This window comes from Flintibacter muris, from assembly GCF_943192995.1.
Classification (GTDB): domain Bacteria; phylum Bacillota; class Clostridia; order Oscillospirales; family Oscillospiraceae; genus Lawsonibacter; species Lawsonibacter muris.
In genome coordinates this window covers 1-18,959 of sequence record NZ_CALPCP010000018.1, presented here as the reverse complement: position 1 = coordinate 18,959, position 18,959 = coordinate 1, and the positions used below count along the sequence as shown (strand labels likewise).

General features: G+C 59.7%; 19 protein-coding genes. 12 read left to right on the top strand and 7 right to left on the bottom strand.

Annotated elements, in window-relative coordinates; genetic code table 11:
• Positions 1-18: 18 nt before the first annotated feature.
• The 6 genes from NFS22_RS13790 (at position 19) to NFS22_RS13765 (ending at position 5,294) form a co-directional block, all read left to right on the top strand.
• Positions 19-1,395 carry an immunity protein Imm33 domain-containing protein gene (locus tag NFS22_RS13790; protein WP_251318334.1) on the top strand — a complete coding sequence of 459 codons (1,377 nt, stop codon included), beginning with the start codon at positions 19-21 and terminating at the stop codon, positions 1,393-1,395.
• A 100-nt stretch (positions 1,396-1,495) separates the two neighbouring features.
• Positions 1,496-2,068: a rubrerythrin family protein gene (locus NFS22_RS13785; RefSeq protein ID WP_251318333.1), complete on the top strand. Its 573-nt coding sequence runs from the start codon at positions 1,496-1,498 to the stop codon at positions 2,066-2,068.
• 151 nt (positions 2,069-2,219) lie between these two features.
• Complete coding sequence (locus NFS22_RS13780; RefSeq protein WP_251318332.1) at positions 2,220-2,861, top strand: Crp/Fnr family transcriptional regulator; 642 nt, start codon at positions 2,220-2,222, stop codon at positions 2,859-2,861.
• Positions 2,862-2,879: 18 nt separating this feature from the next.
• Positions 2,880-3,935 (top strand): ABC transporter substrate-binding protein, encoded by a 1,056-nt coding sequence (locus NFS22_RS13775; RefSeq protein WP_251318331.1) that lies wholly within the window; start codon positions 2,880-2,882, stop codon positions 3,933-3,935.
• Entirely contained in the window at positions 3,922-4,704 is a 783-nt protein-coding gene (locus NFS22_RS13770; protein ID WP_251318330.1) for an ABC transporter permease, read from the top strand. Before NFS22_RS13775 ends, NFS22_RS13770 begins: the two co-directional genes overlap by 14 nt.
• Positions 4,705-4,748: 44 nt before the next feature.
• The gene (locus NFS22_RS13765) at positions 4,749-5,294 is read left to right on the top strand and encodes an ATP-binding cassette domain-containing protein (RefSeq protein ID WP_251318329.1); all 546 of its coding nucleotides are present in this window, start codon (positions 4,749-4,751) and stop codon (positions 5,292-5,294) included.
• A 44-nt stretch (positions 5,295-5,338) separates the two neighbouring features.
• Here NFS22_RS13765 and nrdG read toward each other — a convergent pair whose 3' ends face one another.
• From nrdG to nrdD, 3 genes are read right to left on the bottom strand one after another with little or no spacing between them, the layout of a single operon-like run.
• Complete coding sequence (gene nrdG / locus NFS22_RS13760) at positions 5,339-5,857, bottom strand: anaerobic ribonucleoside-triphosphate reductase activating protein (protein WP_251318328.1); 519 nt, start codon at positions 5,855-5,857, stop codon at positions 5,339-5,341.
• A gap of 13 nt (positions 5,858-5,870) precedes the next feature.
• Positions 5,871-6,389 (bottom strand): YcxB family protein, encoded by a 519-nt coding sequence (locus NFS22_RS13755; RefSeq protein WP_251318327.1) that lies wholly within the window; start codon positions 6,387-6,389, stop codon positions 5,871-5,873.
• A gap of 57 nt (positions 6,390-6,446) precedes the next feature.
• Entirely contained in the window at positions 6,447-8,573 is a 2,127-nt protein-coding gene (gene nrdD / locus NFS22_RS13750) for an anaerobic ribonucleoside-triphosphate reductase (RefSeq protein WP_251318326.1), read from the bottom strand.
• 223 nt (positions 8,574-8,796) lie between these two features.
• Between nrdD and mnmA the strand changes: the two genes are divergently transcribed.
• The 4 genes from mnmA (at position 8,797) to metG (ending at position 13,422) form a co-directional block, all read left to right on the top strand.
• A complete protein-coding gene (gene mnmA / locus NFS22_RS13745; RefSeq protein ID WP_338147975.1) occupies positions 8,797-9,951 on the top strand; it encodes a tRNA 2-thiouridine(34) synthase MnmA in 1,155 nt (384 codons plus the stop codon).
• Positions 9,932-10,234 carry a hypothetical protein gene (locus NFS22_RS13740; RefSeq protein WP_251318325.1) on the top strand — a complete coding sequence of 101 codons (303 nt, stop codon included), beginning with the start codon at positions 9,932-9,934 and terminating at the stop codon, positions 10,232-10,234. Before mnmA ends, NFS22_RS13740 begins: the two co-directional genes overlap by 20 nt.
• Positions 10,235-10,461: 227 nt before the next feature.
• Positions 10,462-11,295, top strand: a complete 834-nt coding sequence (locus NFS22_RS13735; RefSeq protein WP_251318324.1) for a hypothetical protein — start codon at positions 10,462-10,464, stop codon at positions 11,293-11,295.
• Positions 11,296-11,379: 84 nt separating this feature from the next.
• Entirely contained in the window at positions 11,380-13,422 is a 2,043-nt protein-coding gene (gene metG / locus NFS22_RS13730) for a methionine--tRNA ligase (protein WP_251318323.1), read from the top strand.
• A gap of 51 nt (positions 13,423-13,473) precedes the next feature.
• On the opposite strand, the gene NFS22_RS13725 is transcribed toward metG, so the two are convergent.
• On the bottom strand, positions 13,474-14,211 hold the full coding sequence (locus NFS22_RS13725; RefSeq protein ID WP_251318322.1) for an XAC2610-related protein: 738 nt from the start codon (positions 14,209-14,211) through the stop codon (positions 13,474-13,476).
• Positions 14,212-14,436: 225 nt separating this feature from the next.
• Here NFS22_RS13725 and pyk point away from each other — a divergent pair, with 225 nt between their 5' ends.
• On the top strand, positions 14,437-15,867 hold the full coding sequence (gene pyk / locus NFS22_RS13720) for a pyruvate kinase (RefSeq protein ID WP_251318321.1): 1,431 nt from the start codon (positions 14,437-14,439) through the stop codon (positions 15,865-15,867).
• Between the two features lie 227 nt (positions 15,868-16,094).
• Here the strand turns inward: pyk and NFS22_RS13715 are convergent, their stop codons facing one another.
• From NFS22_RS13715 to NFS22_RS13705, 3 genes are all read right to left on the bottom strand, one after another.
• Positions 16,095-17,135 (bottom strand): IS30 family transposase, encoded by a 1,041-nt coding sequence (locus NFS22_RS13715; protein WP_251318320.1) that lies wholly within the window; start codon positions 17,133-17,135, stop codon positions 16,095-16,097.
• 37 nt (positions 17,136-17,172) lie between these two features.
• Positions 17,173-17,418 (bottom strand): helix-turn-helix transcriptional regulator, encoded by a 246-nt coding sequence (locus NFS22_RS13710; RefSeq protein WP_251318319.1) that lies wholly within the window; start codon positions 17,416-17,418, stop codon positions 17,173-17,175.
• 105 nt (positions 17,419-17,523) lie between these two features.
• Entirely contained in the window at positions 17,524-17,808 is a 285-nt protein-coding gene (locus NFS22_RS13705; RefSeq protein WP_251318318.1) for a helix-turn-helix domain-containing protein, read from the bottom strand.
• Between the two features lie 157 nt (positions 17,809-17,965).
• Here NFS22_RS13705 and NFS22_RS13700 point away from each other — a divergent pair, with 157 nt between their 5' ends.
• Positions 17,966-18,652 carry a hypothetical protein gene (locus NFS22_RS13700; protein WP_251318317.1) on the top strand — a complete coding sequence of 229 codons (687 nt, stop codon included), beginning with the start codon at positions 17,966-17,968 and terminating at the stop codon, positions 18,650-18,652.
• Positions 18,653-18,959: the final 307 nt, after the last annotated feature.

Here is an 18,959-nt window from a genome sequence, read left to right as displayed (position 1 = left end):
TAAGAAGGTGTTTCAAACATGAATGACATTTTAGCCCTTCTGGACAAGTGGAACCAGGAGGATGAGTATCAGAAGATTATCGACTGCCTGGAGGGGATGAGCGATACCCAGGGGCTGGACTATACCCTCACCGGCCATCTGGCCCGGGCCTACAACAATATTGCCGATCTGGACAAGCCGGAGTCCCGTGGCCAGCTGGAGCGGGCGGAGGAGCTGCTGCGGTCGGTGGCGGCGGAGGGGCAGGAGGACCCCCTCTGGCACTACCGCCTGGGCTACGCCCTGTTCTATCTGGATCGGGAGGAGGAGGCCCTGGCCTGCTTCCAACGGGTGCTGGAGCTGGACCCCGCCGACAAGGACGCGGAGCACTTTATCCAAAGGTGCGAACAATATATCTCCGCCAAAACATACAGCCCGGAGATGTACGAGCAGGAGGACTGGGATGCGGTGGAGGCCCACTTGAGCAGGTACTTCGGCCCCTGCGGCAATGTGTTTCATGAGATCATGTCCCCCGATATCCATGTGGATATCTATATTATGGAGCCCACGCCGGAGCGGAACTACTACGTCCTGTCCACCTTCGGCATGGGGGCCCACCGGATGAACGTACCCCCGGAGCTGGCGGAACAGAAGCTGGAGCGGGCGGAGATTATCGTCACCCTGCCCCCGGACTGGAAAATCGGGGAGGAGGGGGAGGAGTGGTACTGGCCCATCCGCTGGCTGAAAATTCTGGCCCGGCTGCCCATCCAGGAGGACGGCTGGCTGGGCTGGGGCCACACCATTGCCAATCCCGACGACGCCCCCTTCGCCCCTAACACCAGGCTGTGCGGTCTGATCCTGACCGAGCCCGGAGCCTTTGACGAGGAGGCCGTCTGCTGTCCCCTGCCCAGCGGGGACGAGGTGAACTTTTACCAGATGATTCCCTTGTACTTTGAGGAGATGCAGTTCAAAATGGAACACAGCGCGGAGGAACTGCTCAAGCGTTTTCACGCCGGGCTGCTGGAGATCGTGGGCATAGACCGCCCCAACGTCTGCCGGGACCTGCCTCCCAAGGCTTACGCCATTCCTATGGAGACGCTGAAGGCCCTCTACCAGGGGGATGGTCCTCAGGGCTGCATCGCCTCTGACCGCATTCTGGTGGACGGGGCAAGGGTAGGCTACTGCTACCGGGTTACCCCCGATGCCAAGGACGAGACCTGGGACAGCGGCTGGCGCTTTACCGCCGGGGACGAGAACGGCGATTATCTGGAGGACCGGGACCACTTCGCGGTGTACGCCCTGAATACCATCTGCAACTACGACCCGGATATCATCCCTCTGCTGGACTCTGAGCCCGGCACCGCCTGGAGCCGGGGAGAGGATGGAGTGTTCCGGCCTGAGCTGTATGATGAGGATTGACCAATCTTACATATTATAGCAAGCTACAAAATTGCTGACACCGGAGCTGCAGGGGCGGCAAATCTGATGATTTCTATAAATTGAACAGGAGGAAACAGACATGGACATCAAAAATACTCAGACTGCGGAAAATCTCCGCAAGGCGCTGGCGGGGGAGTCCATTGCCCGCAACAAGTATACTTATTTTGCCATGGCCGCCCGGGCTAACGGGAATGAGGAGGTGGCCGCCGCCTTTGAACAGATGGCGCAGAACGAGATGATGCACGCCAGGTTCTGGTTTGAGCTGCTTTACGGCAAGGCCACCGACACCCAGGAGTGCCTAACCCAGGCCGCCATAGGGGAGTACAGCGAGTGGCACGACATGTACCCCGGCTTCGCCGCCCAGGCCCGGGAGGAGGGGCTGGAGGACATTGCCGTCATGTTTGAAAAGGTGGCCGCCATTGAGCGCAATCATGAGAGCTGCTTTATGACTCTGCTGGCCAAGCTGACCCAAACCGCCCCGGAACAGGCCACCGCGCCCGCCCGGGAGGAGAGTCAGAAGCAAACCGGCCCCCGGAAGAAAAAGATGGGCTACCGCTGCCAGTTCTGCGGCGCGGTGTTTGAGGAGCGGCCAGACATCTGCGACGTGTGCCAGGCCATCGGCGCCTTTGAGCTGGTGGAGTACTACGAATAAGCGCAGTTTGGCCTGAGAACGCCCGCCGTCGGTGGCCGCTGCGAACGAAACCATCAACCCTGACGATTTTCCAATCGTCGGGGTTGACTTTTTCTCTGCCCTGGGGTATACTCTGGATTGTCTCAAATAAGACAGTCTGGAGGCGACGCCTTTGCCGCTTACAAAAGAGGAAACCGCCCTGCTGTCCGCCTGCCCCCTGTTCCAGGGAGTGGAGGAGGACTTTCTGTGCCGGCTGGCCAAAATGGCCGGGCGGGAGGAGTTTTTGCCGGGGCAGACGGTGTACAGCCCCCAGAGCTTTCAGCGGCGGCTGGGGGTGGTGCTGTCCGGACAGCTCCAGGTGACCAAGGGGGCGCTGGCCGTCAGCGTATTGGGGCCCGGAGACCTGTTCGGGGCCGCCGCGCTGTACAGCGACGAGCCGGAGTTCGCCGCCACCATCGCCGCCAGGTGCTTCAGCCGGTGCCTGATGCTGGACCAGCCGTTGGTGGACCGGCTGCTGGCTGAACACAGCCAGATCCGGGAAAACTATCTGCGCTACCTCACCGGACGGGTGCGGTTTCTCTCCGGACGGCTGCAAACCCTGGCCCAGCCGGGGGTGGAGGGCAAGCTGGCCCGCTACCTGCTGTCCGGCGGCGGAACGGTCACCTGTCCCGCCACCCAGCTGTGCCAGCGCCTGGGAGTGAGCCGGGCCTCCCTCTACCGGGCCTTTTCCGCCCTGGAGGACAGCGGACTTATCCTCCGCAAGGGCAAGACCATCACCGTCGTCGATCCCGCGGGGCTGGAGACAGTCCTGTAATATGAAAGGATGATTACTATGAAACGTACCCTCTCTCTGCTTCTCACCGCCGCCCTGGCCCTGTCCCTGCTGGCGGGCTGCGGGCCTAAGCCTGCCTCCAACGGCTCCAGCTCCTCCACTCCCGACGTAAGTTCTTCCGCCGGGACGGACGGCTCCATCTCCTCCGCTGAGCCTGGCAATTCTGACCCCGTTGACGGTCCCAGATTTATGGTTCTCTCCGGCCCCACCGGCGTGGGCGCCGCCAAGCTGATGACCGATATGGACGCCATCTCCTCAGCAGAGGTGGTCACAGACAACCAGGAGGTCACCAACGCCTTAATCAACAAGGACGTGGACATTGCCGCTATCGCCACCAACTCCGCCGCCATGCTCTACGCCCAGAGCGACGGTGCCATCCAGGTGCTGGCTGTCAATACCCTGGGAGTGCTCTATATCCTGGAGAAGGGGGACACAGTCCACAGTATGGCCGACCTGGCGGGCAAGACTTTGTACTGTCCCTCCAACACCAAAGGGGCCAACCCGGAGCACATTTTGAATCACCTGCTGGAGGGCAGCGGCGTGGACCCCTCCGAGGTGAACATTGAATGGCTTACCCCCCAGGAGATCACAGCCAAGATGACCTCCTCCGATGCGGGTATCTGCATGCTTCCCGTCCCCGCCGCCACCGCCCTGATGGTTCAGGACAGCGACGTTCGTGAGGCGGTCTCCCTGTCTGAGGCCTGGAACGACCTGGAGGGCAGCTCCCTGCCTATGGGCTGTATCGTAGCCCGCACCGACTATATTGAGGGGAACCCCCTAGAAGTGGAGGCATTTCTGTCCGCCTACGAGGAATCTATTCAGTATATGACCGACCCCGCCAACCTTGCCGGCGCCGCCCAGCTGGTGGCCGACTATGGCATTGCCCCCAATGCCAAGGTGGCGGAGAAGGCTATTCCTCAGTGCTCTATGGTCTTTTTCTCCGGCAAAACTATGAAGACCATGCTGGAGAGCTACTATGAGATTCTCTTCCAGGTGGAGCCCAAGTCTATCGGCGGCGGACTGCCCTACGATTCCTTCTACTATGGGGTGGATTAAACCCCTGAAAAAGCTGTTATACGCCCTGCCGGCCCCCGCCTTCTGGCTGGGGGTCTGGCAGGCTTGCGCCTGTTTGGTGGACCGGCATGTGGGGGGCAGGGGCAACGAGCTGCTGCTGCCCTATCCCGTTTCCGTTTGGAACGCCCTTGTCTCCATGATTGGGACAGGGGACTTCTGGGCTGTGGTTCTGGCCTCACTGGGCCGGATTGCTTTGGGACTGGGTGCGGGAATTGTACTGGGGGCGATGCTGGCCCTGCTGACCTGCGCCTCCCCCTGGGCGGAACGGCTGCTGGCCCCGGCCATCCGGGTGGTGCGGGCGGCGCCGGTGGCCTCCTTCATCCTGCTGGTGCTGCTGTGGACCGGGCGGAACAGGGTGCCGGCGGTGATCTCCGCCATGATGGTGCTGCCTGTGGTGTGGGACAGCCTGTGCCGGGGCATCCAGTCCATCGACCCCAAACGGCTGGAGCTGGCCCGGGTATACCGTTTTTCCCGCTGGAAAACCCTCTGGCTGATTGGTCTGCCCTCCCTGCGGCCCCATATTCTGTCCGCGCTCACCAATGCCGCCGGACTGGCCTGGAAGTCCGGCGTGGCGGCGGAGGTGCTCTGCCTGCCCGAGCCCTCCCTGGGACAGCGGATTTATTACACAAAGTATTATCTGGATATCCCGGAGCTCTTCGCCTGGACGGCGGCCACAGTCACCCTGAGCATGGCGCTGGAACGTCTGCTCCGGACCGGCCTGGCCCGGTGGGGAAGGGGGTGGGACGGGTGATATTGTGCAAAGACCTTACGGTCCGCTTTGGAGACAAAAGGGTTTTGGACCGCTTTTCCCTCCAAATTCCGGACCGGGGCGTCATCGCCCTCAGCGGTCCATCGGGCTGCGGGAAGACCACTTTGCTCCGGATACTGGCAGGCCTGCAAAAGCCCCAGGGGGGGACAGTGGAGGGGGCTGCCCCCCGTGAGACCGCCCTTCTCTTTCAGGACGACCGCCTGCTCCCCTGGCGGACGGTGGAGCAGCACCTCACCGACGTCCTTCCAAAGGGGTGCCGGGACGTGGTACCCGGCCTTCTGGAGCTGGCCGAGCTGACCGGTGAGGAGAAGACCCGCCCCGCCGCCCTGTCCGGGGGGATGGGCCGCCGCCTGGCCCTGGCCCGGTGCCTGGCCCTCCCCGCCCGGCTCTATCTGCTGGATGAGCCCTTCGCCGGGGTGGACCTCCCCCGGGCCCTGCGTATTCTGGAGCGGCTCAAGGCCCTCCCCGCCCCCGTTCTGCTGGTCAGCCACGAGCCCAACCTACTGGCCCGCGCCGATACTGTCATAGAGCTGGACGGCCCGCCGCTGCAGTTCCGGAGCCATCATGTATAACAACGCCCATACCTCGCACAAAGTCGAGATATGGGCGCTTTTGATTACATATATTCCTCCGCCAGCCGGACTTCTCCGGCCTGGAGGGAGGTGGGGACATCAATGATCCGCTGGTTGGAGGAGCCCCGGAACCGCAGGCCCAGGTCTTTTTTCTCCAGGATGAAGGGGCCGTCCACCAGCACGTCCAGCCCCTCCAGCAGGGGGCGGCTGTGGGTGCCCATGTGGTTGGCGGCCAGATCCTCGTAGAGGTAACCGGTGTAGCACCAGATGGTTTTCTCTGGCAGCTGCTCCCGCACCCGGCGCACCAGGTCCAGAACGGCCCGCTGGTTGTCCGGCTCGAAGGGTTCGCCCCCCAGCAGGGACAGCCCCCGGATGTGGTCCGGGGCCAGAAAGGTGAGGATTTTTTCCACCTCCGCCTCCCCAAAGGGGGAGCCAAAATCAAAGCTCCAGGTCTCCGGGTTGAAGCACCCTTCGCACCGATGGGTGCAGCCGGACACAAACAGCGACACCCGCACCCCCGGCCCGTTGGCCACATCCACTTTTTTGATATCGGCGTAGTTCATAAAAATCACCGTCTTATTTTCTGACTTTGAGTTTGGGACAGCGCTGTTTCATGTTGTGTATGAAGCTCTTTTTCTGCTCGTCAGTCAAACAGTCCTTGAAAATCAGCGTAAACTGCTGGCCCCTGGTCATAATGGCAAAGTAATGCTTGCTCTCCGACAGAAACGCAATGTCCTCATAGCGAAGCAGGACAGAACCGTCGGTCTCCAGATTGCGGACGACAAGGCCGTCCACATTAAAAAAGGTCTCCAGCCGGAACGAGGAAGTTCCGGTCTGCTCGGTCAGGCGGATAATGGCCAGTTTCCAGTGCCGGCGGCGCAGCAGGGCGGGGTAGCTGACGAACACTGCCACGGCGAACAGGAAAAAGCAGGAAAATCCAACATCCTTTCCAACAAGGCTGAATAGAAGGAACATCAAAAAAGAAAAAGCACAAAATACTCTGTTCAGCCAGCGATACCAGGACGGGACATAAATTTTTGCGGTTTCCTTTATGGCGGCCTCATTAAATGTTCCAGAGGTCCGGTACTGATCCATTTCAGGTCATCTCCCCAGATAAAATCGGGGCCTCCGTTTGGAGGCCCCGCCCATCAATTACAGATGCAGAACCCTCGCCTTAATCTCCCTGGTCTTGCCCACGTTCCAGAAGTTCTCACCCAGGTAGCCGCAGGTGCGGCGGGTGACGTTCATCTTGGACTGGTCCTTGTTGTGGCACACGGGGCACTCCCACTGGAACTCCTCGTTGATCTCGATCTCGCCGTCGTAGCCGCAGCACTGGCAGTAGTCGCTTTTGGTGTTGAACTCGGCGTACTGGATGTTGTCGTAGATAAACCGGACCACGTCCTGGAGGGCCTCCAGGTTGTGGCGCAGGTTGGGGATTTCCACATAGGAGATACAGCCGCCGGTGGAGATGCGCTGGAACTGGCTTTCAAAGATAAATTTGTCAAAGGCGTCAATCTTCTCCCGCACGTCCACATGGTAGCTGTTGGTGTAGTAGCCCTTATCGGTGACGTCGGGAATGGTGCCGAAGCGCTCCTTGTCAATGCGGGCAAAGCGGTAGCACAGGGACTCCGCCGGGGTGCCGTACAGGGCAAAGCCGATATTTGTCTCCGCCTTCCAGTCGTCGCAGGCGCGGCGCAGGCGGTTCATCACCGCCAGGGCGAATTCGGTGCCGCCGGGCTGGGTGTGGCTGACTCCCTTGACCAGCTTGGTCACCTCATACAGGCCAATGTAGCCCAGGGAGATGGAGGAGTAGCCGCCGTAGAGCAGGGGCTCGATAGAGGCCCCCTTGGGCAGGCGGGCGATAGCGCCGTACTGCCAGTGGATGGGGGAGGAGTCGGACCGCACCTTTTTCAGGGCGTTGTGGCGGCACATAATGGCCTGGAAGCACAGCTCAAGCCGCTCGTCCAGCAGCTGCCAGAACCTGTCCTCGTCGCCGCCGGACAAAATGCCGATCTGGGGCAGGTTGAGGGACACCACCCCCTGGTTGAAGCGGCCTTCGAACTTGTAATTGCCCTCCTCGTCCTTCCAGGGGGCCAGGAAGGACCGGCACCCCATGGGGGAGAAGACATTGCCCTGGTAGTTCTCCCGCATTTTCTTGGCGGAGATGTAGTCGGGGTACATCCGCTTGGCGGAGCACTTTGCGGCAAGCTCGGTGAGGTAGTCGTACCTGCCCCCCTTGAGGCAGTTGTGCTCGTCCAGCACGTAGACCAGCTTGGGAAAGGCGGGGGTGATGAACACGCCCTTCTCGTTTTTGATGCCCTCCAGCCGCTGGCGGAGGACCTCCTCGATAATCATGGCGTTTTCCTGGATGTAGGGGTCGCCCTCCTGAAGGTTCAGGAACAAGGTGACAAAGGGGGACTGGCCGTTGGTGGTCATCAGGGTGTTGATCTGATATTGCAGGGTTTGTACACCGTTTTTCAGCTCACTGCGCACCTGGTCCTCCACCAGGCGCTCCATGGTGGCCTCATCCACCTGGTTGGCGCACTCATAGGCGATGTGGGCCTTGAATTTCTCCCGGCTTTTGCGCAGATACTTGCCCAGATGGCGCAGGTCCACGCTCTGGCCGCCGTACTGGTTGGAGGCTACACAGGCAATGATCTGGGTGACCACCGTGCAGGCCACCTGAAAGCTCTTGGGGCTCTCAATCAGCTTGCCGTTCATCACGGTGCCGTTTTCCAGCATATCGCCAATGTTAATCAGGCAGCAGTTAAATATGGGCTGGACAAAATAGTCGGCGTCGTGGAAGTGGATGGCCCCCTCGTCGTGGGCCTTGGAGATGTGTTCGGGCAAAAGAATGCGCCGGGTCAGGTCCCGGCTCACCTCACCCGCGATATAGTCCCGCTGGGTGGCCGCGATCATGGTGTTTTTGTTGGAGTTCTCCTCAGCCAGCTCCTTGTTTTCGTTGCGCAGCAGGGCCAGGATAGATTCGTCGGTGGTGTTAGCCTTGCGGACCAGGGCCCGGTTGTAGCGGTAGATGATATAGGTTTTGGCAAGATAGAACTTGTTCCGGGCCACCAGGCCCTGTTCCACCAGATCCTGGATATCCTCCACCAGCATGCGGGGGCGCTTGAGGGCCTCAATGCCGTCGATAATGGCGTCGATGTCTTCCCGGCTCATCCGCTCTGTTTCGGGGACCTCCGCGTTGGCCTTGTCAATAGCAATGACGATCTTACTGCGGTCGTAGTCCACGCTGGTGCCATCCCGTTTAATAACCTTCATGCTTGTTCTCCTCTCATTGTAAGGGACCTCGACAAGGGCCGTTTCGCCAGGTCCTCAAATCGAAGTCCAAGGGCGATTATAGCACAGCATGTCCCCTTTGTCTACTACATCTTGTGCCGTGTTTGTGAACTCGAAAGGTATGAATACAAGATGTATTTTACACCCGTCAGGGTGTAAACAATCCGGGCGTTCCAGGGGTTTCGGTTGCCAGGAGTGTGATTTTGTGGTATACTTGGAAGGAAATTTCAGCGAAATGCCCATGGAGGTCTCTATGAATCAAAAGATTGCCGCCGCCATGAGCGGTGGGGTGGACAGCTCCGCCGCCGCCCTGCTCCTGCGGCGGGAGGGGTATGACGTGGTGGGCGTCACCCTGAAGCTGGTGGACAACACCCTGGCCGGCCTGGACGGGGAGAGCGCCTGCTGCTCTCTGGACAGCGTGGAGGACGCCCGGGCGGCGGCCCGCCGCCTGCACATCCCCCACTATGTGTTCAATATGACGGACTGCTTCCGGGAGGAGGTGGTGGAGCCCTTTGTCCAGGACTATGAGTCGGGCCGGACCCCCAACCCCTGTGTGGAGTGCAACCGGCGGGTCAAATTCGGCGCCCTTCTCCGCCGGGCGGAGGAGCTGGGCTGGGGCAGGATCGCCACCGGCCACTACGCCCGGCTGGATTACGACGGCGGCTCGGGGCGCTGGCTGCTGAAAAAGGCGGCCCACCTGGACAAGGACCAGAGCTATGTGCTGGCCGTGCTCAGCCAGGAGCAGCTGTCCCGGGCCCTGTTCCCCCTGGGGGAGCTGTCCAAGGAGGAGGTGCGGGAGATTGCCGCGGAGGCCGGCCTGCTCAACGCCCACAAGGGGGACAGCCAGGACATCTGCTTTGTCCCTGACGGGGACTACGGCGCCTTTATCCGCCGCCGCACCGGACAGGACTATCCCGCCGGCCCTTTTCTGGACGAGGGGGGAGCGGTGCTGGGCCGGCACACCGGCATTATCGACTATACCATAGGCCAGCGCCGGGGACTGGGGGTATCCTCCAGCCGGGGACGGCTCTACGTGAAGGAGGTCCGCCCCGGGGACAACACGGTGGTGCTGTCGGGCAATGAGAGCCTGTTTGCCCGTACCCTCAGCGCCAACCGGCTGAATCTGATCCCCTGCGCCCGGCTGGACGGCCCCCTCCGCCTTCGGGCCAAGATCCGCTACCGTATGACGGAACAGCCCTGCCTGGTGGAGCAGACCGGGGAGGATTCCATCCGCCTCACCTTCGACCAGCCCCAGCGGGCCATCACCCCCGGCCAGACTGTGGTTCTTTATGATGGGGACGTGGTTGTGGGGGCGGCCGCCATTTTGAAAGGAGAGCCCTATGGCAGCGAAAAAGAATAAAAGGCGGCAGCACAGCCGCACAGTGGAGCTCAAGCGCCAGCAGGAGCAGGAGAAGCTGGCCGACGCCAAGGACCGGGCGAAAAAACGGATGGACCCCACCGCCCGGCTGCTGCTCTACGGCGATCTGGTGTTTCTGGCCCTCTTTTCCTTGTTGGAGTATCAGGGCCTGGTGTCTGAGCTGGTGGGCGCGATGGGGACCATAATCGGCGTGATTTTACTGATTGTCGCTTTGTGGTTCCAGTTTGGAAAGGGAAAAGGCGGCGGGAGCGGGCCGCGGCTGTAGAAAGAAGCCGCTTTCCCCACGGAAATCAATTTTAAAGCACCCCGCCGAATTTGTAGGGCGGGACGACTCGGCCCGCCGCTGGCCCACAGATTTTTCCAACGGCGCGCCCTACAGCGCCAAAATTGATTTCCCTGCGCTTTCCGGAAAAAGGATTGATTTTCAGTCTGATCTGGTATATGATAGCTTTTATTGTAAGAAATACGCCTGGGAATGAGAGGACTTGCGCAATGAGAAGAGATATCACCCTGCCCGTTCTGGCCGTGGCCGGAGGGGCGGCCGGATTTTTTCTGCGGCGGTGGCAGACGGCCTCCGCCTATCAGCCCGATATGGGCCTGTTTGTCCACGGCGCCCCCGCCACCTGCGCCCTGTTTGGGCTGCTGGCCCTGCTGGCTGTCCTGTTTCTGGTGCTCCTCCGGGAGAAGCGGGAGGGACTGGACGACTTTCTGCCCGCCTTCGGCTCCCCTGGCGTGGGGCAGATGACCCTTCTGGCCGCCGCCGGCTTTCTGATGCTGGCCGCCGGGGGATTCGGCATGCAGGACGGCTTTCGGACCCTGCGCCTGTGGCGGGCCGCGCCCGAGATGTATCAGATGTCCATTCCCGTCTCCCAGCTGCTCACAGGGGGGCTGTGTGTTCTGGCCGGATGGGGTGTGATATATATGGGCCGGATGGCCTACAGGGGGAAAATCACTGACAGCGCCTGTTATCTGGTCTCCTTCCCCGCCCTGGCGGGGCTGATATGGCTCTTTGCCACCCACTTAAAGCACGGCACTGAGCCGGTCCTGATGAAATATGGCTTTTCCCTTTTTGCCGCGCTGCTGCTCACCCTGGCCCACTACTATCTGGCGGGCTTTTTCTACGGCAAGCCACGGCCCAGAAGGACCGCCTTCTGTGCCCTGATGGGGGTGGCGGTGGGGATTACCTCTCTGGCCGATTGGCCCGACTGGTTTACCATCTTTGCCACGGCGGCCTTTTCCCTGTCCGCCCTGGGCTTTGTCCGCGGACTGCTGGGCGGGCCCTGGCCGGAACGAATGCCTCCCTGTGAGGAGGAACAGCACGGGTGATGGGCAGGAACGCCTGCGAAAATCAAATACCACAGCGGGCGGCGGCAGGCTGCCTCTACAAATGACAAAAGGAAGATTGCTGAAATGGAAAAGAAACGTTTTTATATCACCACCCCCATCTACTACCCCAGCGATAAGCTGCACATTGGCCACACCTACTGCACCGTGGCCACCGACGCCATGGCCCGCTACAAGCGGCTTACCGGCTGCGAGGTGATGTTCCTCACCGGCACCGACGAGCACGGCCAGAAGATTGAGGACAAGGCCCGGGAGGCGGGAGTTACCCCCCAGCAGTTTGTGGACAACATTGTCCAGGGGGACCGGGGCATCCTGGATCTGTGGAGGCTGATGAACATCAGCAACGACCGCTTTATCCGCACCACCGACGATTACCATGTGTCCGCCATCCAGAAAATTTTTAAGAAGATGTACGACAACGGGGATATCTACAAGGGCAAGTATGTGGGCAAATACTGCAAGCCCTGTGAGTCCTTCTGGACGGACAGCCAGCTGGTGGACGGCAAGTGCCCCGACTGCGGCCGGGAGGTGCAGGACGCGGAGGAGGAGGCCTACTTCTTCAAGCTGTCCAAGTATGCGGAAAAGATCCAGCACCTGCTGGAGGACACCGACTTCCTGGAGCCCCGCTCCCGGGTGAACGAGATGGTGAACAACTTTATCAAGCCCGGCCTGGAAGACCTGTGCGTGTCCCGCACCTCCTTCACCTGGGGCATCCCGGTGGACTTTGACCCGGGACATGTGGTCTATGTGTGGGTGGACGCCCTGTCCAACTATATCACCGCCCTGGGCTTCCTCAACGACAGGTATGACGACTATGAAAAGTTCTGGCCTGCTGATGTCCACTTTGTGGGCAAGGAGATTGTCCGGTTCCACTCCATCATCTGGCCCGCCATGCTCATGAGCCTGGGAGAGCCTCTGCCCAAAAAGGTGTTCGGCCACGGCTGGCTGCTTCTGGACGGAGGGAAAATGTCCAAGTCCAAGGGCAACGTGGTGGACCCCTATATCCTGGCCGAGCTGTTCGGGGTGGACGCCCTGCGCTTCTTCCTGCTGCGCACCTTCCCCTTCGGCTCTGACGGCAACTTCTCCAACGAGGCCCTGATCCAGACCATCAACGTGGACCTGGCCAACGACCTGGGCAATCTGCTCAGCCGCACCGTGTCCATGGTGGGCAAGTACTTCGGTGGGCAGCTGCCTGAGGGCTCTGGAGCGTCGGAATCCGACCGACACCTGGCGGAAGAGTGTGTAAAAGAGCATTTTATCGCCGCCCCTGTAGGCCCCGAAGATAACGCTTACGATATGTCTCTTATCGTTCAGGCCGCTAACCTGCGGAACCTGTACGAGGATCAGATGGAGCGCTTCGCCTTCCAGAACGCCCTGACGGAAATCTTTAAGGTCATCGGCCGGGCCAACAAGTATATCGACGAGAACGCCCCCTGGGTGCTGGCCAAGGACATGGAGGCCAATGGCTCCCGGCTGGCCCATGTGATGTACAATCTGCTGGAAACCCTGCGGATCTGCGCCATCCTGCTCACTCCCTTTATCCCCACCTCCGCCGCTGAGGTGCTCCGTCAGATCGGCGCCTGCGAGGCGTGCTCCACCTGGGAGAGCGCCGCCGCCTGGGGTTCCCTGTCCGGGACCGTCACCGTTCAGCGCGGGGACAACCTCTTCCCCCGCATCGACACGGACAAGGCCCTGGAGCAGTTGGAGGCAGCCGCCGAGGCCGCCAAAAAGGCCGCCCTCCCCAGCCTGGAGATTGAGCCCCAGCTGGAGGAGAAGGTGGACTTTGACACCTTCTGCAAGAGTGACTTCCGGGCAGTGAAGGTGAAGGACTGCCAGAGCGTGAAGAAGAGCGACAAGCTGTTGAAATTCACCCTGGACGACGGCACCGGAACCGACCGTCAGATTCTCTCCGGCATTGCCAAGTGGTACAAGCCTGAGGAGCTGATCGGCAAGACCCTGATGGCCATTGTCAACCTGCCCCCCCGGAAGATGATGGGGCAGGAGAGCCAAGGCATGCTCATCTCCGCCGTCCACACCGAGAAGGGGGAGGAGTGCCTGAACCTGCTGATCCTGGACGACAAAATCCCCGCCGGGGCCAAAATGTGCTGATATTATGAAGCGAGCCGCCCGGCGCATATGCACCGGGCGGCTGTTCGTCTGTTACCCCATTTCCGGCGTTACAGAGTCCCTATCCACCAGCTGGAGCGTACCAGTTTCGTCATATGTATAATAGCTTGTAATGTGGGTCATGGAATCCCGGGCGGTGGTGATGATCTGTTTCTCCTCCGCATCGATCTGTACATCATAGCCCACCAGAGAGAAGGCAAAGCGGAAGGTTTGGGAATCCGGGTCCCAAAGCCAGCACAGATAGCGGCTGTTGACCACGCCGGTACCCTCCAGCAGCCGCAGATCGGGGTGACCGTCGAAATTCAGGTCGTTGAGGTGAAGACTGCCGTCCGGTTCCCAGCAGTGGGTCTGCGCCTGGGCATAGTCCGGGTCGATCCCCTCCTGAACCAGAGCTGCGGTGTCGGCCTCCTCTATGGATATACTTTGCAGCAGGGCATTCCCCTCCAGCACCTCTATGTCCTTTACGCTGTACCCCCAGGAGCTGTACTGGTATTCCGCCTGGCAGAACAGCCGGATAGTCAGCTGGCGGCCGCCGTCCACTGTAACCGGGTGGTCCCAGGTGTATTCCACCACCGTTCGCTCCGGAACCTCCCCCTGGGGCAGCTCCAGCGGGATGGCCTCCCGCCCCTGCCTGGTTTCCAAATCAGAACGGCTGGACACAGCGTTTTCCGCCCCCTCTGGCCCGGAACCGGCCTCCCGTTCCCCGGAACCGCACCCAGTCAGAATTATCACGCAGAGCAGGCAAACTGCCAGGCACTGTTTTCGTTTCATCACGGTTCAGCCCCCTTTTTACACCAGTATAGCAAAATCCTCTTTTCCCCGCAAGACAAACATAATATGACGCAAAATAGCGGTTTTCTTGGTGGGACAGCCCACTTTTTTTCCGACAGAAGCTTCATTTTTATGAAAATCTGCCCTATTCATCCGGGATTTTTTCCTGTAACATAAGGGCGTCCGAACAGAAAAGAACGTTGATACCCGAAGGAGGTAATCACTATGAGAAGAACAAAAATTATCTGCACCCTGGGCCCCGCAGTGGACAGTGAGGATATGATCCGTACCCTGATCCGCACCGGTATGGACGCGGCCCGGTTCAATTTTTCCCACGGCAGCCACGGCGAGCACCTGGAGCGGCTGAACATGCTGAAAAACGTCCGGGACTCCATGGGCCGTCCGGTGGCCACCATCCTGGACACCAAGGGACCTGAGATCCGCATCAAGAGCTTTGAGACCAAATCCATCACCCTGGAGCCCGGCGACCCCTTTACTCTCACCACCGAGGATGTGGTGGGAAATCAGGGCTGGGTGTCTGTCACCTACCCTAAGCTCCACCAGGAGCTGACTCCAGGCCAGGAGATTCTGATTGACGACGGCCTGGTGGCCATCCGGGTGGAGCGGATTGAGGATACGAAAATTATCTGTACAGTGGAAAACGGCGGCACCCTGTCCGCCAACAAGTCCATCAACATTCCCGGCGTACATATCCAGTTGCCCGCCCTCACGGAGAAGGATATTGACGATATCCGCTTCGGCGTGGAGAACGACTTTGACTTTATTGCCGCCTCCTTTGTCCGCCGGGCGGCGGATGTGGAGGCCGTCCGGGCCGTCCTCCACCAGTACGGCGGGGACGATGTGAAGATTATCGCCAAGATTGAAAACCAGGAGGGCGTGGACAACCTGGATGACATTCTGGAGGCCGCTGACGGCATTATGGTGGCCCGGGGCGACCTGGGCGTGGAGATTCCCGCCGCCCGGGTGCCTATCCTGCAAAAGCAGATGATCCGCAAGGGCCTCCAGGTGGGCAAGCCGGTGATTACCGCCACCCAGATGCTGGACTCCATGATGCGCAACCCCCGGCCCACCCGGGCCGAGGTGTCCGACGTGGCCAACGCCGTGTACGACGGCACTGGCAGTGTGATGCTCTCCGGCGAGACCGCCGGGGGCAAGTACCCGGTGGAGGCCCTCCAGGCTATGGTGGGTATCGTCACCGAGACCGAGGGGGCCATTGACTACTGGAAGCAGTTCCAGAAGCAGCGCATCCTGCCCACCGCTGACATCAACGACGCCATTACCCACACCTGCTGTCTTACCGCCAAGGATCTGGAGGCCAAGGCCATTCTGGCCGCCACCAACTCCGGCCGCAGTGCCCGGATGATTTGCCGCTTCCGCCCCGCCTGTCCCATCGCCGCCCTGGCCATGCACGAAAAGGTGCGCCGCCAGCTGAACATCTCCTGGGGGATCATCCCCTTCCTCACCGGGGAGGTCACCTCCACCGACCGCATTTTCTCTCTGGCCACCGAGGTGGCGGTGAAGGAGCGGCTGGTTCAAAACGGCGACGTGGTGGTCATCACCGCCGGCATCCCCCTGGGGAAGAGCGGCTGCACCAACCTGATTAAAGCCCAGGTTATTGACGAGGAATCCATGTAACAGCCTGCATCACACAAAGGCCGCCCCAGACGGGGCGGCCTTTTGTGTTCAGAATAAATTTTTTAGACTACCTAAAAGTCAAGAGAAATTTGCAAAAGACAAGAAAGAATAGCACCTTGCATAAGTGAGGCGGGCATATTTTATGCGTTTTCACAACAAAATGACATGACAAGCCAGCCGGATGGGTCAATCCCATTCGGCTGGTACGCTTATATAGGACCGGGGCGTTACGCCGCCTGGAGCTCCTGGTCAAAGAGCATGGTGGCGGACTTCCAGCCCAGTATCTTGCGGGGGTAGTTGTTGACCCACCGCTCCGCTGCCATCACCTCCTCCTTTGTGACCTCATCAAAGTTGGTGCCTTTGGGGAAAAACCGTCTAATCAGCCGGTTCATGTTCTCATTGCTGCCCCGCTCATAGGCGCTGTACGGGTGGCAGAAAAACACAATAGTCCGCTTGCCCTTGCGCCGGTGGGACATCTCTATGCCCTCGAAGTCTTGAAACTCACAGCCGTTGTCAACGGTGATGCTCTTAAAAAGTTTATAGAACAGTTTACCAAAGCGCCGCTCCAGGCTATTGATGGCCTTGACCACGCTGGCCGCCGTGTGGTCCTCCACCAGCAGGACAATCCCCATGCGGGTCCTCCGCTCTGTCAGCACCAGGAGGGCTTGCTTGGAGCCCTTGCACCCCATAACGCTGTCCATCTCCCAGTGCCCAAAACTGCCCCGGCTCTTGACCTCCTCCGGGCGCTTTTCGATGCTCTGGCCACGGGGAGCCCTGGCCGCCTCCTTTTTGCTCTTGGCGGCGTAGTGGCGGCGGCCTTTGTCATGCAGGTGCTCCGGGGTAAGAAAGAGGAACACGTCCCCACGGTAGATGTAATTATAGACCGTATTCTCACAGATTTCCGTGTCAAAATGCTCTCCGTTGTTTCGGATTTCCGCAAGGGCGGCACCAGGGGCAAAGCCTTGGACCATGATGAGCTCCTCCAGCCGTTGGACCAGGGCGTGGTCATGGCCGATTTTGAGCTCCTTGCCCTTTTCCTTGAGGAAAGCCTTGTATTTGCGGTGTGCCACGTCCGCACAATAGACCTCAACGTCAATGAGGTCCGTGGTGCGCTGGACGCACAGGCCCCGGCCTATTTCATAGTAGATAGACCGTTCACACTTGCCCAGGGCCTCCGCAATAGCGGGCTTTGAAAAGCCTTTTCTCAGCATCCGCTCCAGGGTCTGCCGGTCATTGAGTGTGAAATGGGTGGCTCCTTTGTGGTTCATTTATAGCACCTCCAGAAAATAAGAAAAGCGGGGCTGTTCACCCCGCTTGCTCTGCTGTGTATAGCCTCAATAGCTCCGTTGTTTCTCCGTCTGGCAGGATGTCCTCTAAAGAACACTGGAGCGCCCTGCACAGCTTGAGCAGCGTGGCCAGCTTGGCACCACTCAGGTCCCTCACGCCTTGCTCATAGTGCTGGAGCATTTGGAGGTTGATGCCAGCGGCCTTGGCTAATTGTGACTGTGACAGGTCATGTGCAAGGCGGGCTGTTTTTAGTCTGCTGTCCACAGGTGCGGCCTCCTTTGATGTTTATAAACGAATTATATACCAAAAGGTATATAATGTCAAGATAGAAAAAAGCCCGTGCAAAAAGAAATTTTGCCGGGCAATTTTTTAATCCTTTGTGGCCCTCAGCCGGTCCGCAAGCATGGCAAGTGTTGCAACGTCCCGCTCATCCAGGCCGGACACGTTAATGCTGGCCAACGGCTCCAGGCCCAGAAGATAGTCTGTAGACACGGAAAAGGTCTTTGCCAGCTCCACGATGCTGGCCGGGGACGGGATGGAAAGTCCTTGCTCCCAGGAGTTCACGCCGTTGCGGGTGATACCCATACGGCGGGCAAGCTCCGCTTGTGTCCAGCCCCGTGCCTCTCTTAACGCCTTTATTTTCTCCGCAATCATCCGCAGCGCCTCCTTTCAAAGTAATTATACTTTGCATGGCCGTCAAGTCATTATCAAATAGGCTCTGTTGCTTGACAGCACGGCAGAGGCCAGATATAATGGGGTTTGTAAAGGTCAAGAAAGACCGAAAACAGAATTTTTGAGGAGGTAGAGAGGGATGCCAAATAATGAGCCCAAAAAGCGCCGGGGGTGCCTCATCCCGCTGGCCATCTTTGCCGTTGTCCTCATTGCTATCATCGGCGGGATAGCGGCAGGGGTCAGCGGCACGGCAGGGCAAAAGCCCAAAAGCCTGCTGGCGGAAACAATAGGGCTGACAGAACAGCAGGAGCGGGATTTGCTTGAGGTGTTTGACGCTTGCGGCGTTCTGGAGGTCAAAGAGGTCACCCAGTTCAAAGAGGGGGAAAGCCAAACCTCCTACCATGTCAGGGACGTGGAAACGGACCACTACCGGGGCATGGACGGGACCATCGTGGTGTGGCTGGACAACGGTACAAAGGCCGTTGAGGCCATTTACTTTGATGACCAGGACATCTATGTGGACGGGGCCGTGGTGGCCCAGGTGCCCAGCTTTTATGTGTCCTCTGCCCAGTGTGATGAGTACCGGGTCAGCGTCCAGCTCTTGGTCAAGGAGTGCCTGAGCCACCCGGACAGTGCCCAGTTTGGCAGCGCATCCAAGTGGGCCTTTGGGGTCAATGAGGACGGCTATGATGTGATACAATCCAGCGTAACAGCCCAAAACGCCATGGGCGTGGAAAGTACGGAAAAATTCCAGGTCTTGATTGATAGGAGCACCGGGGAGCCGGTATCTTTGAACATAGGCGGCACGGAATACATCCAGCAGTAAAAACATAAAAAGCCGGAGAGGCCAGCAGGCCCCTCCGGCTTTTTTCCATTGGAAAAAACACCCCCGGTCACGGTGCCGGGGGTATCTTTACCCCTCCCGGCCTTGACGGCCCTTGTGGGGGCCTTTACGGGCCAAATAGAGGCATTTCCCGCCGGGGGCTTTACGCCTTTTTCTTTTCAAGCTGCATGATGGCCTCTTTGAGCTTATCAAAGCCAAACATGGCGGCGTAGGCCACCATAAAGCCCACCACAACGGCGGCCACCACCATGTACCATACCACGGCCAGGCCCTTGACCTGGGACCAGGC

Excerpts from the sequence above, each read along its gene's own strand:
- NFS22_RS13790 (WP_251318334.1), top strand. The coding sequence starts at position 19 with ATGAATGACATTTTAGCCCTTCTGGACAAGTGGAACCAGGAGGATGAG.
- NFS22_RS13785 (WP_251318333.1), top strand. The coding sequence starts at position 1,496 with ATGGACATCAAAAATACTCAGACTGCGGAAAATCTCCGCAAGGCGCTG.
- NFS22_RS13775 (WP_251318331.1), top strand. The coding sequence starts at position 2,880 with ATGAAACGTACCCTCTCTCTGCTTCTCACCGCCGCCCTGGCCCTGTCC.
- NFS22_RS13770 (WP_251318330.1), top strand. The coding sequence starts at position 3,922 with ATGGGGTGGATTAAACCCCTGAAAAAGCTGTTATACGCCCTGCCGGCC.
- nrdG (WP_251318328.1), bottom strand. The coding sequence starts at position 5,857 with ATGAACTACGCCGATATCAAAAAAGTGGATGTGGCCAACGGGCCGGGG.
- NFS22_RS13755 (WP_251318327.1), bottom strand. The coding sequence starts at position 6,389 with ATGGATCAGTACCGGACCTCTGGAACATTTAATGAGGCCGCCATAAAG.
- nrdD (WP_251318326.1), bottom strand. The coding sequence starts at position 8,573 with ATGAAGGTTATTAAACGGGATGGCACCAGCGTGGACTACGACCGCAGT.
- NFS22_RS13740 (WP_251318325.1), top strand. The coding sequence starts at position 9,932 with ATGGCAGCGAAAAAGAATAAAAGGCGGCAGCACAGCCGCACAGTGGAG.
- NFS22_RS13735 (WP_251318324.1), top strand. The coding sequence starts at position 10,462 with ATGAGAAGAGATATCACCCTGCCCGTTCTGGCCGTGGCCGGAGGGGCG.
- metG (WP_251318323.1), top strand. The coding sequence starts at position 11,380 with ATGGAAAAGAAACGTTTTTATATCACCACCCCCATCTACTACCCCAGC.
- NFS22_RS13725 (WP_251318322.1), bottom strand. The coding sequence starts at position 14,211 with ATGAAACGAAAACAGTGCCTGGCAGTTTGCCTGCTCTGCGTGATAATT.
- pyk (WP_251318321.1), top strand. The coding sequence starts at position 14,437 with ATGAGAAGAACAAAAATTATCTGCACCCTGGGCCCCGCAGTGGACAGT.
- NFS22_RS13715 (WP_251318320.1), bottom strand. The coding sequence starts at position 17,135 with ATGAACCACAAAGGAGCCACCCATTTCACACTCAATGACCGGCAGACC.
- NFS22_RS13705 (WP_251318318.1), bottom strand. The coding sequence starts at position 17,808 with ATGATTGCGGAGAAAATAAAGGCGTTAAGAGAGGCACGGGGCTGGACA.
- NFS22_RS13700 (WP_251318317.1), top strand. The coding sequence starts at position 17,966 with ATGCCAAATAATGAGCCCAAAAAGCGCCGGGGGTGCCTCATCCCGCTG.